A 12,069-nucleotide genomic window follows, 5' to 3' on the forward strand; every position below is an offset into this window, starting at 1 on the left:
CGCGGAGTGCCGAACCTGTCCTTATTTTTCCGAGTTATTCTTCTTCGCGTACGAAATCACCGTATAAATGCCGTCTTTGGGTTTGCCCGACATTTCCAGGGTGATGACTGTGCGTTCGGTTTCCCAAACACTCGACCGACTCAGGTGACTCAGCAGAACCGCATCACCGTAACGTTCAGGACGGTCTTTGTACAACGGATAATTCCAGGACCAGTAATCACCAGACGGTGTTCCGTAGCGTTCGGATAAAATTCTGACCACGGCCTGGTAGTCATCCCAATGTTGTTGGGCGCGAACGTGGCGATTGGTAAAAATATACAGCACGCCCGCCAGCTGATCTTTCACAAAGGCAAATTTCACGGAAGCCGGGAAATCGTAGAACCAGCGCTGGCGGTATTGAAGCGTCGAATCAGTGGTCCGGTAAGGAGTCGATTGTTCAATGGTCTGGACCTGCTTGCGGGTCATGCCCCAGCGGAGCGCACGCAGATCGTTTTCCGATTGTTGACTGGTTCCGGTGAACTGAAGAAGCAGGCCAAGCAATACTAGAATCATACAAGATAGAGAGCGGTGAGTAGAATGCTATCAAATAGAACTCTACTAATTACGATCTGTAAATAAAGTTAAAAATCGACGGAAAGAGAAACCAATTTATGAATGTGCTGTTCGTAATTTGTTATTTTCGCCGGAACAACTACCCTGAATTGTCGTAACCGTTTTGCATGAAAGAACGTTTAAATCAGATGACGAACCTGCAGCAGCGTGTCATTACTGCTACGTTTGGTGTCATCATTATCTTATTTGGTATTTGGTACAGTGACTGGACGTTTGCCTTGTTATTCTGTATAATCAGCGCTCTGACGCAACTGGAGTTTTATAAACTGCTCGGTTTGGACGGCAATCAGCCGCTTACCTACTATGGTACTGCCGTCGGGTGTTTAATTTGCCTTCTGACTTACTTAGTTGAAAAACAGGTGGTTAATTACGAAGGTTATTTTTTGATCTGTCCGGCGGCTTCGATGATTTTTCTGATCAAGCTGTATAAAAAGCAGGATCTAAAACCCTTTACCAACATCGGGTTCACGTTCCTGGGACTGGTTTATGTGGCTGTGCCGTTTGCATTGCTGAATGTGCTGGCGTTGCGGGGTGGTACCTACCATCCGGGCCTGATGCTGGGGTGTCTGGTTATGCTGTGGGCGAGTGACATCGGTGCTTATTTTGCCGGTACTAAATTCGGCCGTCGAAAGCTCTTCGAACGGGTATCACCCAAAAAATCCTGGGAGGGTGCTGTCGGTGGGGCGATGGCTGCGGCTGTTATTGCTTTTATTCTGACTATTTTTGTCGATGATTTACGGCCGTGGGAGTGGTATTGCGTGGGCGCAATCATTGTCGTGACCGGAACCTACGGCGATCTGGTCGAGTCGTTATTCAAGCGTAGCATTGCTATCAAAGATTCCGGCTCGATGATTCCGGGGCATGGCGGTTTTCTGGATCGTTTCGACGGTTTATTGCTGGCAGCTCCGTTTATAATTACATTTTTGAAACTATTTGCGTAGGGCCGGAAGACGGATTTGCTCCTGACAAAATGGCGGATAAGCAGCAACAAGTCAGCGCAATACGTTTTTCAGACGAACGTTTTAAGAAGAGAGTCATGAAGCATTCAATCATAAAGATCATAACCGTGTTGGCGATGGCGTCCGGAATGGCGCTGGCATTTGCCCAGACGGCATCGGCACAAGGGCAGGAGAAGCTGATCATGTTTACCGGTATTATTACGGCAGGCAAAACGTCGGAACCACTGCCGGAAGCCTACATTTCGATTCCGAGAGCTGGCCGGGGAGTGTTGTCCAACACAGTAGGTTACTTTGCCATTCCGGTTCTGCCCGGCGATAGTGTGGTGTTCAGCTACGTCGGTTTCAAGAAACAATACCACATCATCCCGCGCCGACTGACCGAAGCATCGTATTCGGCGGTGGTAGCCATGCAGGAAGATGTACAGATGCTGACGGAAGTAAAAGTCTATCCGTATCCGACAGAAGAGTTATTCAAACAGGCTTTTGTGAACTTAAAGCTGCCGGACGAAAAAGAGCGCGAAAACCTGGCCCGAAATACCAGTGCCGAGGCCATGCAGCGATTGGCCGCTATGACGCCAATGAGTGCGGCTGCCAATTACCGGTATTATCTCAATCAGCAGTGGTTTGGGCGAGAGTCAATGACGGCGCGCAGCCAGATGACGACCATTCCATTCCTGAACCCGTTTGCCTGGGCCAACTTCATTAAATCCGTTAAAAACGGTGAGTTGAAAAAGAAGGAGTTTCGGCAGGAGCTTAATGCTACGCCACCGGAAGGGCTGTCCCGGCAGGATATTCTCAAAAATAATTAACGGATTTCGCCCCCCGGCAGCTGAATTCCGTTCCTGCCTGACAAGGTACCGATGGCTTGTTGAGTTTCGCGCTCGCAAAAGGAACGCGCCAGCAACTGTGCCTCGTCACTGTACGTCCATAAAGCTTATTTTCCTTCGAAGGTTAGCAACTGCGTCGTTTGTCCGTCAAACCGGGCGTAGGTATTATAATTAATCCATTCGCCGAGGTTAATATAGCGGCTGTTTGGGGCTACGTTCAGTTCCAGTGGCAGGTGTCGGTGGCCGAAGATGTAATAATCATGGTGCTGACGGGCTTCGACTTCTTTGCAATAATGCAGGATCCACTCCTGATCATCTCCCCTGAATTCTTCCATTTTGTGCCGGTTGGAAATCTTCCGATTATGTGACCAGGTATTTCCAAACCAGACGCCTATGTCGGGATGAAGCCAGCGAAACATCCGGCGAGCCAGCTTGTTCTCGAACAGCATTTTGAGCCGTTTGTAGCTGTGATCGCCAGGGCCCAAACCGTCGCCGTGGCCAACCAAAAACCGTTTGCTACCAATTTCGTAGGTGCGGGGTTTTCGGTAAACCGGAATTCCCATTTCTTCCGTAAAATAATCGGCCATCCACATATCGTGATTTCCCGAGAAGAGAATAATTTTTAATCCGCTGTCGGCCAACTCTGCCATTTTCCCTTGCAGCCGGCTGAAACCTTTGGGAATAACGTGGCTATATTCAAACCAGAAATCAAAAATGTCGCCCACCAGAAAAATGGCGTCGGCATCGGCTCGCACGGTTTCGAGCCAGCGAATAATCCGGTGTTCCCGTTCGCGGCTGGCCGTGGGAGTAGGAGATCCCAGATGAAAATCAGAAGCAAAATAAATGGCTCGGTTAGGAGAAAGTGTTAGCTGATCAATAGGAAGCATGAATCTTTTTTCAAGAATACAAAGGTAATATATTGCTTCTTTACCTCCGAAACTCGGATATTGCATTCTTAAAGGAAGAAAGGGTAATTCAATAACTTGTACGCAGAGATGGTATGAAAAAACGGTTTATTGCCTTGGTGGGTTTGTTAGGATTTTTTGGGTTGTCGGAACGAGGTGGGCAGCCGGTGTGGGCGCAGACAGAGCTGGCGATGGTCACAAAAAAACGGCCGGAAGCCGTTGAAAAGTTGGTTTTTGACCGGGTGCTGGTATACGAACAAACGGATTACAATGGTTCGGTGGTGCGTTATCAGATACTTTTAAACTCCAGAACCGGTCAATTTGGCTTTGACCGTAAGTTGGCTAATTTGAGTTTTCCGGGGGTAGTTGGGGGGTATACGTTTGTCACCGGTCAGCCCGATGGAAGTTATCGGGTCTACGTAGCTGATAAATACGAAGGCAAAGTTATCATGCGGTATAATGTGGGTAAATCCTACTACACCGCAAACCGGGCCGATGTATGCCAAAATCGATTTCGTCAGCGGTACCGTCCCACGGGTCGGGAGGGTAGCCAGTATGGTTTGACTGCTACAGAGTACAGGGCGAGCCTGGGGCGCAGCGATACCGAGTGGCTTTGGGTAGCCGAGGTACCTTTCAATTCGTACCCGCTGTATCTTTTCAACGAAATCGCGCTGGAAGCCAAATTGCCGGATGCGCACAGCATTAACTTCTCCTCCTCACTGGGGCCGAACGAATTGCTGGTTCAATCCAAAAAGGAGTACTATTCGGAGAAAGTAAACGGTAAACCAGCCACCAGCACCTTGAAACTGGTTTATTTTGGTCCTACCAATCACTCATTCGACGTGACAGGCTATCGGTTCCGTTAACGGGCAAAACTAGAAGTACAACAAAAAAGCCGACTTAATGTCGGCTTTTTTGTATAGAACAAGTTGCGAAAATCAGGACAACGCTGGCAGATCCGGCGTTGGCAGCGGCTTGGTTTGTTCCGGTTTACTTTCCGTTCCAATCTCTTCGCCAACCACTTCACCACTGTTTTTATAAGCCTGATAAGTCGTTTCTTTCAAAAAAGGACGTTTGCCCAGAATCCGAACCAGGTCTTTCTGGAACAGAATTTCTTTTTCGAGCAATTCTTTGGCTACCGCTTCCAGACCCGCCCGGTTCTGCTCCAGCAGGTCTCTCGTACGTTTGTAAGCTTCTTCAATGATCTTACGAACTTCTTCATCAATGGCTTCTGCCGTAGCTTCAGAATATGGTTTGTTAAACTGGTATTCCGTCTGTTTTGAATCGTAAAACGAGACATTACCAATTTTATCGTTCATCCCGTACATGGTTACCATGCTGTAGGCCAACTTCGTAATCCGTTCCAGATCACTCAAGGCACCGGTTGAGATTTTACCGAACACATTTTCTTCAGCGGCCCGGCCACCCAGTGTCATGCACATTTCGTCGAACAGTTGTTCTGTACGGTACAGATACTGCTCACGCGGCAGATATTGGGCATAGCCCAGAGCGGCTACACCCCGCGGTACAATGGTTACTTTGACGAGCGGATCAGCGTGTTCGAGGAACCACCCAGTAACGGCGTGACCTGCTTCGTGGTAAGCCACAATCTCTTTTTCTTCCGGAGAAATGAGCTTGTTTTTCTTTTCCAAACCGCCAATTACCCGGTCCATAGCGTACTGGAAATCCTGCATATCCACCGATTCTTTGTTGCGACGCGCGGCAATAAGAGCCGCTTCGTTACAAACGTTGGCGATATCGGCACCGGCAAAGCCCGGAGTTTGGGTCGCTAATTCTTTCGGATCAACATCGGTATCCAGCTTGATGGGTTTCAGGTGCACCCGGAAGATAGCTTCCCGACCAACGATATCCGGTTTGTCGATGCTGATCTGGCGGTCGAAACGGCCAGGACGCAGCAGGGCAGAATCCAGAACATCGGGGCGGTTGGTGGCCGCCAGGATGATGATACCCGAGTCGGTCGCAAAACCGTCCATTTCAACCAGCAGCGAGTTCAGCGTATTTTCCCGTTCGTCGTTGGCACCAGGCATAGATCCCCGACCGCGCGAGCGACCCACGGCATCGATCTCATCAATAAAGATGATACAGGGTGCCTTTTCTTTCGCTTGTTTGAATAAGTCGCGAACCCGGGCTGCACCAACACCGACGAACATTTCAACGAAATCAGAACCCGACAGCGAAAAGAATGGAACGCCCGCTTCGCCTGCTACTGCTTTGGCCAACAACGTTTTACCCGTACCTGGAGGGCCTACGAGGAGCGCACCTTTCGGGATTTTGGCTCCAAGCTTGGTAAACTTGGTCGGGTTTTTCAGGTAATCGACAATCTCTTTGATTTCTTCCTTGGCTTCGTCCAGACCAGCGACGTCGTTAAACGTAATCTTAACCCGGTTTTCAGCGTCAAAAAGAGCGGCTTTCGATTTTCCAATGTTGAAGATCTGTCCGCCCGGACCAGCACCACCCGACATGCGGCCGAGCAGAAAATACATGGCCAGAATCATAATGATAAAAAAGCCCCAAGTCGACAGAAAACCGCTCCAATCGCTTCGTTGTTCGATCTTATAATCGATCTTTTCATTATCAGGTATTCCTTCCTGAATGCGGTCGAGGTCTTTTTTAAACGATTCGGCCGACGACACCCGGAAACTGAAATGGGGGCCGGATTCAGAGTTGAAATACGATTTATCCTGAAATTGAGTCCGGTATTTTTGTTGCAGTGCCTGTTGAGTCAGGGTTACTTCTACAACTTCATTGTTTACAATGACAACCTTCTCAACTTCCTTGTTCTTAACCATTTTTTCAAAACCGCGGATGGTCGTCTCACGAACGGCACTGCTGCGGTTGAAAAAAGTTATCCCGAGGATCGCTGCAATCAGGATCGCTACAATCCAGCCCTGGAAGTTGGGCCGACGGGGAGTTCTGGGTGAAAGTGGATTTCTATTGTTATCAGGCATTTTTGCAACAGAATTACGGCTTAATAGACAAAAAAGGAAACACCAATTATGAATGGATTGTTTCTATTGGTTTTGAGATTCGATAAACGGAGAGTTACCGGGGTAGGTGGTTGTAGGAGCGGATAAACACTCGTTCAAAGGCCAGCGTCCGGGTCAGAAGGCTACTTAGGCCCGTTTCCGTTTTGATAATCAGGCAAACGTTTCCTCCACGACGTGGATTTCGGCATCCCCCCAAAGTTGCTCAAGGTCGTAAAAAACCCGGCGGTCTTTCTTAAAAATATGAACGACAACATCCACATAATCAAGCAGGATCCACTCCCGATTCATTTTACCCTCTTCGTGCCAGGGATTGCTCTCGCTGGCTTTATACACTTCTTCTTCCACCGAATCGGCGATGGCGTCGATTTGCGTATCGGAGTTCCCGGAGCAAATGACAAAGTAATCAGAAATGGCGTTTTTGACGTTGCGAAGATCCATGACCACGATGTCAACGGCCTTCTTTTCCTGCATTCCCTTAACAACGAGTTTGCACAATTCTTCGGATGATAATTCTTTCGTTTTATTTATTCTCATGCTACTGGTTTAAATTGCAAAGTCTGACATCAGCGGGTACCAACTAAAACTATATTTCGTACCATAATATCGACATTCATCCAACTAAAAGTATTAAAAATTTGTACAAGTTTCGACCCAAAACGCTTTTTCTTGGCCAAAAAATTAATTATCTGCCAACTTGTCAGTCAACTAACGATGTTGCCGCTGAATTAATTGCGACCGATACGGCACTGGATGGGACCGTCGTCATTACCGGCAACCAAACGGCGGGTCGGGGCCAACGCGGCAATCAGTGGGAAGCCCAGCCGGGGCAGAACATGACCTTTTCGGTTATCCTGCAACCTTCTTTCCTGCAAGCCAGCGAACAGTTCTGGCTCAATATTGCCATTTCGCTAGGCATCACAGATTGGCTCGAATCCTACATTGGTGATCGGCTCAAAATCAAATGGCCGAACGACCTTTATGTTCAGGAACGTAAGATTGGTGGGATCCTGATAGAAAATACGCTTTACGGATATACCATCGCCTGGTCGATTGTTGGGATTGGATTGAATGTTAACCAAATTCGTTTTCAAATCCCCACTGCTACCTCCCTTATCAATGAAACACCAAATGACCAGGATTTTGTTCTCTCTGATCTTTTTCCTGCCTTATTTGAATTTCTGGAACGCCGTTATCTGGCCCTCAGAACCGGACAACGTGACACATTGAAAACGAATTACTTGCAGCGTTTATTCCGCTATCAGGAAGAAAGCGAATTTGTAGCGGATGGACAGCGGTTTCGGGGTACCATCGTTGGCGTTGAGGAGAATGGTCGTTTGGCTGTTCAGGTTGGTGATAAATTAAGAAGTTTTGCTTTCAAGGAAGTTGAGTTTGTGATCAATTCCTGAAAAAACTCAGGTGGTTTTGCGCGATCCTTTGATCAGGGCGGCAATGCCCAGGATGATGACAGCTCCCACAAAAGCCGTCAAGATGCGGTCGAGCAGGCCACCCGCGCCCGTGGCAAAGGTATTTCCAAAAAGCCAGCCGCCAACGAAGGCACCGGCAATACCCAGCAGAATCTCCACAAAGAGGGAGAACGAGAAGCGTTTGAAAACAATGTCGGCCAGCCAACCAGCAATAGCTCCTACCAAAATCGTCATTAAGAGTTCCATGACTTCGTTTTTTAGGAGTAAAACCCAGTAGGATGGGATTTGTTTGGGTTCTGATAAATAGACTATTAAGGCGTTATTTGTCTCGGCGAAAACCGATCAAGGCCAGCATGCGGCCCGTATTGCCATGCTCAGCTCGGTAAGAGAAGTAATCGCGATTGTGCAAAACCGTTGAGTAAGGTGACATTTCGGTCTGATTGGCCGGAATTCCCGCAGTTTCCAGTTGAGCCATATTGGCAGCTTTTAAGTCAATGCAATACTTCTTCGAATCGGCGTTCCACTGTTTAAAGGGAACGTCGAACTGTTCGGCTACCTCGGTGCCCACTTCAAAAGAGCACTGGTCAATGCAGGTTCCTACGTAAGCAAAACAGGCCGATGGCTGGCTGCCAAATTGTTCGCGCATAGCCTGAACGGTTTTTTCAACGATTCGGGCGACCGTGCCGCGCCAGCCCGCGTGAATCGCGGCAACGGCTTTTTGGTGAGCATCGTAAATCAGAATGGGCGTACAGTCGGCTACGGTAACTGTTAGAAACTGGTTGGGCTGGTTGGTCATTAGCGCGTCGTATCCTTCAAAGTGCCCCGGTTGAGTAACAGCCAGAATACGATCACCGTGCACCTGATACGCAGACGTAACCTCATCGGGATGGATGCCCAGGCTGGAGAAAAACCGTTGGCGGTTTTTCTGAACGTTTTCGGGTTGATCAGTGGTGTTGATGCCTACATTGAGCGAAGCGAAAGGCTGGGGACTTACCCCGCCGTGGCGCGTGCTTTCGGTGGCAATGAGTTCGGGGAAAGCGGTAAAAACCGTTGGTGTGCGGTACGATACTTCTGTTAAAATCATTGCAAAATTTTATTTGGTAAATTCCAGTTTCGTCGGTCTATAATTTCGGGTTCTTTGCCAGGGATAGAAAATAGTTCAACAAAAACGGCGATAGTATAAAATTTGAATTAAGGAAAGGTGCTGATAATCTGTTGTTTATGATCTATTGGATGCTGTTTGCCGTTTAATTACTCATCCGGGCTACAAGCCGTTCGGATACAGGCTACAACCGCTGGCGTACTATGTTTCGAACGGTATTGGCAAAGACCTCTATATTTGAATCGTCAATCTGACCAACACACAACAACAAATCAGAACACAGTAAACACACACCATGAACACATTCATTTCGTCCGTACTGGTAGCATTGGCGGTAAGCACGTCAACGCCCACATTTGCTAATACCGATAACGAAAAAAAGGCGGATTCGTATCAGGTTGGGCTGTATCCTTCGCTGGAAGAAGCCAAAGTAAATGTAATGATTAGTAAAGAAAAAGGAGCTGCGCTTGATGTTCTGCTGCTGGATAGCAAAGGCTTAATTCTGGCTACTCACCGACTGAACAAGAGTGAAACGGTTACCCGCACGCGCTTCGATATGAGCGAGTTGCAAGACGGAACGTACAAGATTGTAGTCAGTGACGGTTCTTCCAAAATTGAGAAAGAAGTCAATCTGCAAACCAAGAAACCGGTTCAGGCTGAGCGTACCGTAAGAGTGCGCTGATAATCCGGCATTTCCACACCAGAAAAAAAGAACCCCAATCCTGCGATTGGGGTTCTTTTGCATTAGCGAATCTTGCTGTAAGCGCTTCGGAAGTATTTTACGCTTTCGGCAATTTCGGGGCCGTTGTTTTCCCAGTGGTGTTCGTATTCGACCGAAATGGGACCTTTGAATTTTTGCCGTTTGAGTTCGGCAATGACCGCGTCAACTTTGCAGTCACCGGTTCCCCAGATCACATCGTGGTATTTGCCATCGGGCGAGTCTTTCTTTACATCTTTGAAGTGCATACCCACAATGTGTCCCTGAAGTTTTTTCAGGCAATCGACCGGGTCCAGGCCGGAGCGTACCCAGTGGCCGATGTCGGCGCAGGCCCCCAGGTATTTACTGGTGCCAATTACCGACAGCACTGAGTCCGGGTGCCAGTAGTGCGACGGTTTCGGGTGATTATGCAAGGCTACATTGATTTTGTATTCGTCGGCTAGCCGGGCGATGTACGGGATTTGCTCTACTTTGGGTTCTGTATTGATGTTGGTGATGCCCATATCTTTGGCGAATTCCATCATGGCTTTCCACTCGGCCTCAGTCGCCACATTGGTAACGCCAAACGCAACCAGCGTCAATCCTTTGTCTTTCACCATTTTTTTGACGGCCTGGCGGGTTGCTGCATCCATTTTATAATCCATTTTACCTTCCAGACCGCCACCGAGTGTTTGACCCGGGAAAGCCTCCACGTATTTCAGCCCGCAGCTATCAATTTTACGAAGGGCCTCGGCGAAGGTAAACAAGCGAAAGGAGTAGGATTGGGCACCCAGTTTCCATCCAGCTTTGTCTTCTGGATTTTTTTGGGCCAGGGATACAACGGTGCTGAAAGCCAGGAAACCGACCGCCAGCAAAAGATTTTTCATGCGTTTCATTGAAAAGAATTTAAAGAGATACGGGCAAATGTAAAAAACTCGGCGGAAATTATACAAATGCAGGGATGTAATGGGATTTTATTTGCCCCATTACATCAAAACGCCCTGAAAAACTTCGTCGAGCTTGCTCACGGGGCGGATTTTGATTTTGAAATTGCTGGTATCCAGGCCTTTCATGTTGTATTTGGAAATAAAGATTTGCTTGAAACCGAGCTTTTCGGCTTCCGAAATCCGCGATTCGATCCGGTTAACAGCTCTGACCTCACCACCCAACCCCACCTCAGCCGCGAAGGCCACGGAAGTCGGAATGGCAATATCTTCGTAACTGGAAACAACAGCCGCGCAGACGGATAGGTCAATGGCTGGATCCTCCACTTTCAGCCCCCCGGCAACGTTTAGAAAAACGTCCTGCTGACCCAGTCGAAAACCACCGCGTTTCTCGAGCACGGCGAGCAGCATTTGTAGGCGTTTGGCGTCAAAACCAGTACTGCTGCGTTGGGGAGTTCCGTAATTAGTTACGCTCACTAGTGCCTGAATCTCAATTAATAGTGGCCGATTCCCCTCCATCATAGAGCCAATGGCAACACCGCTCAGGGCTTCTTCGCGCTGCGAAATCAGGATCTCCGACGGGTTGTTAACCTGCCGTAAACCGGTGCCCTGCATCTCGTAAATTCCCAACTCGGAGGTGCTGCCGAAACGGTTCTTGGTGGTGCGCAGAATCCGGTAGGTCGTGTGCCGGTCGCCCTCGAACGTCAAAACCGTATCCACCATGTGTTCCAGAACTTTGGGACCGGCCAGCGATCCTTCTTTGGTGATGTGGCCAACGAGAAAAACCGGAACACCGCTCTCCTTGGCGTATTTCATGAACTCCGCCGTACATTCACGAACCTGTGAGACACTCCCCGCACCCGATTCGACCAGTGATGAGTGCATCGTCTGAATGGAATCGATAATCAGAATTTCGGGCTCAAAATGCTCGACGGTCCGGAAAATATTCTGCGTGGATGTTTCAGTCATGATGTAGCAGTCGCTCACGGGCGTCGGAAGCCGCTCGGCTCGCATTTTAATCTGCTGTTCACTCTCCTCACCCGATACATACAGCACCCGTGTGTCGTTCAGCCCGAGGGCAATTTGCAGAAGCAGGGTAGACTTGCCGATGCCCGGTTCTCCGCCGATCAATACCAGTGACCCTGGAACAATCCCACCGCCCAGCACCCGGTTGAGTTCGGCATCGGGTGTCAGGACACGCTCCTGTTCTTCGTAATTAATAGCGTGGATCGCTTTGGGCTTTGGGGCAGTTTTCGTCGATGTCGCAGGTCGCCAGTTACCAGGTGTCGGTTCTTCTTTGGTAAGAACCTCTTCTACGAAGGTATTCCACTCGCCACAACCTGGGCATCGTCCCAGCCATTTGGGTGCCTGCGTACCACAATTCTGACAGAAAAAAGTTGTTTTTGTTTTAGCCATTAAACCTTTGGTTACATGTATGCTTCTAAGCAGGGTGCTGTGACAAATAGGGGAAAACGGTTCGTTGCGTGTCATCCTCAAAATGCGCTTCTGCAAAGAACGCGATGCGCTCGTAAAGTAACAATATACTAAAAAAAACGGGTATGGCATAGCACATTTGCCATCATTCTCGTTA

General features: G+C 48.6%; 13 protein-coding genes. 5 read left to right on the forward strand and 8 right to left on the reverse strand.

Annotated features, from left to right (window positions below; translation table 11 throughout):
* Window positions 1-21: 21 nt before the first annotated feature.
* Entirely contained in the window at window positions 22-552 is a 531-nt protein-coding gene (locus ACYVH9_RS09255) for a hypothetical protein (RefSeq protein ID WP_460636022.1), read from the reverse strand.
* 167 nt (window positions 553-719) lie between these two features.
* Here ACYVH9_RS09255 and ACYVH9_RS09260 point away from each other — a divergent pair, with 167 nt between their 5' ends.
* Together ACYVH9_RS09260 and ACYVH9_RS09265 are read left to right on the forward strand one after the other, a co-directional pair.
* Window positions 720-1,553 (forward strand): phosphatidate cytidylyltransferase, encoded by an 834-nt coding sequence (locus tag ACYVH9_RS09260; RefSeq protein WP_460636023.1) that lies wholly within the window; start codon window positions 720-722, stop codon window positions 1,551-1,553.
* A gap of 95 nt (window positions 1,554-1,648) precedes the next feature.
* On the forward strand, window positions 1,649-2,380 hold the full coding sequence (locus ACYVH9_RS09265) for a carboxypeptidase-like regulatory domain-containing protein (protein WP_460636024.1): 732 nt from the start codon (window positions 1,649-1,651) through the stop codon (window positions 2,378-2,380).
* A 125-nt stretch (window positions 2,381-2,505) separates the two neighbouring features.
* On the opposite strand, the gene ACYVH9_RS09270 is transcribed toward ACYVH9_RS09265, so the two are convergent.
* Window positions 2,506-3,285: a UDP-2,3-diacylglucosamine diphosphatase gene (locus tag ACYVH9_RS09270; protein ID WP_460636025.1), complete on the reverse strand. Its 780-nt coding sequence runs from the start codon at window positions 3,283-3,285 to the stop codon at window positions 2,506-2,508.
* Between the two features lie 113 nt (window positions 3,286-3,398).
* On the opposite strand from ACYVH9_RS09270, the gene ACYVH9_RS09275 reads away from it, so the two are divergent.
* The gene (locus ACYVH9_RS09275; RefSeq protein WP_460636026.1) at window positions 3,399-4,169 is read left to right on the forward strand and encodes a hypothetical protein; all 771 of its coding nucleotides are present in this window, start codon (window positions 3,399-3,401) and stop codon (window positions 4,167-4,169) included.
* Window positions 4,170-4,241: 72 nt separating this feature from the next.
* Here ACYVH9_RS09275 and ftsH read toward each other — a convergent pair whose 3' ends face one another.
* On the reverse strand, window positions 4,242-6,272 hold the full coding sequence (gene ftsH, locus ACYVH9_RS09280; protein ID WP_460636027.1) for an ATP-dependent zinc metalloprotease FtsH: 2,031 nt from the start codon (window positions 6,270-6,272) through the stop codon (window positions 4,242-4,244).
* Window positions 6,273-6,461: 189 nt separating this feature from the next.
* Window positions 6,462-6,845: a ribosome silencing factor gene (rsfS, locus tag ACYVH9_RS09285; RefSeq protein ID WP_460636028.1), complete on the reverse strand. Its 384-nt coding sequence runs from the start codon at window positions 6,843-6,845 to the stop codon at window positions 6,462-6,464.
* Window positions 6,846-6,946: 101 nt separating this feature from the next.
* Between rsfS and ACYVH9_RS09290 the strand changes: the two genes are divergently transcribed.
* Entirely contained in the window at window positions 6,947-7,717 is a 771-nt protein-coding gene (locus ACYVH9_RS09290) for a biotin--[acetyl-CoA-carboxylase] ligase (protein ID WP_460636029.1), read from the forward strand.
* A gap of 6 nt (window positions 7,718-7,723) precedes the next feature.
* On the opposite strand, the gene ACYVH9_RS09295 is transcribed toward ACYVH9_RS09290, so the two are convergent.
* Entirely contained in the window at window positions 7,724-7,981 is a 258-nt protein-coding gene (locus tag ACYVH9_RS09295) for a GlsB/YeaQ/YmgE family stress response membrane protein (RefSeq protein ID WP_460636030.1), read from the reverse strand.
* 73 nt (window positions 7,982-8,054) lie between these two features.
* Entirely contained in the window at window positions 8,055-8,819 is a 765-nt protein-coding gene (gene pgeF / locus ACYVH9_RS09300) for a peptidoglycan editing factor PgeF (protein ID WP_460636031.1), read from the reverse strand.
* A 313-nt stretch (window positions 8,820-9,132) separates the two neighbouring features.
* On the opposite strand from pgeF, the gene ACYVH9_RS09305 reads away from it, so the two are divergent.
* Window positions 9,133-9,519 carry a hypothetical protein gene (locus ACYVH9_RS09305; protein ID WP_460636032.1) on the forward strand — a complete coding sequence of 129 codons (387 nt, stop codon included), beginning with the start codon at window positions 9,133-9,135 and terminating at the stop codon, window positions 9,517-9,519.
* A gap of 62 nt (window positions 9,520-9,581) precedes the next feature.
* On the opposite strand, the gene ACYVH9_RS09310 is transcribed toward ACYVH9_RS09305, so the two are convergent.
* Both ACYVH9_RS09310 and radA read right to left on the reverse strand, forming a co-directional pair.
* Window positions 9,582-10,421: a sugar phosphate isomerase/epimerase family protein gene (locus ACYVH9_RS09310; RefSeq protein ID WP_460636033.1), complete on the reverse strand. Its 840-nt coding sequence runs from the start codon at window positions 10,419-10,421 to the stop codon at window positions 9,582-9,584.
* A 99-nt stretch (window positions 10,422-10,520) separates the two neighbouring features.
* Window positions 10,521-11,894 (reverse strand): DNA repair protein RadA, encoded by a 1,374-nt coding sequence (radA, locus tag ACYVH9_RS09315; RefSeq protein WP_460636034.1) that lies wholly within the window; start codon window positions 11,892-11,894, stop codon window positions 10,521-10,523.
* Between the last annotated feature and the right edge of the window lie 175 nt (window positions 11,895-12,069).

Source organism: Larkinella harenae, from assembly GCF_054780515.1.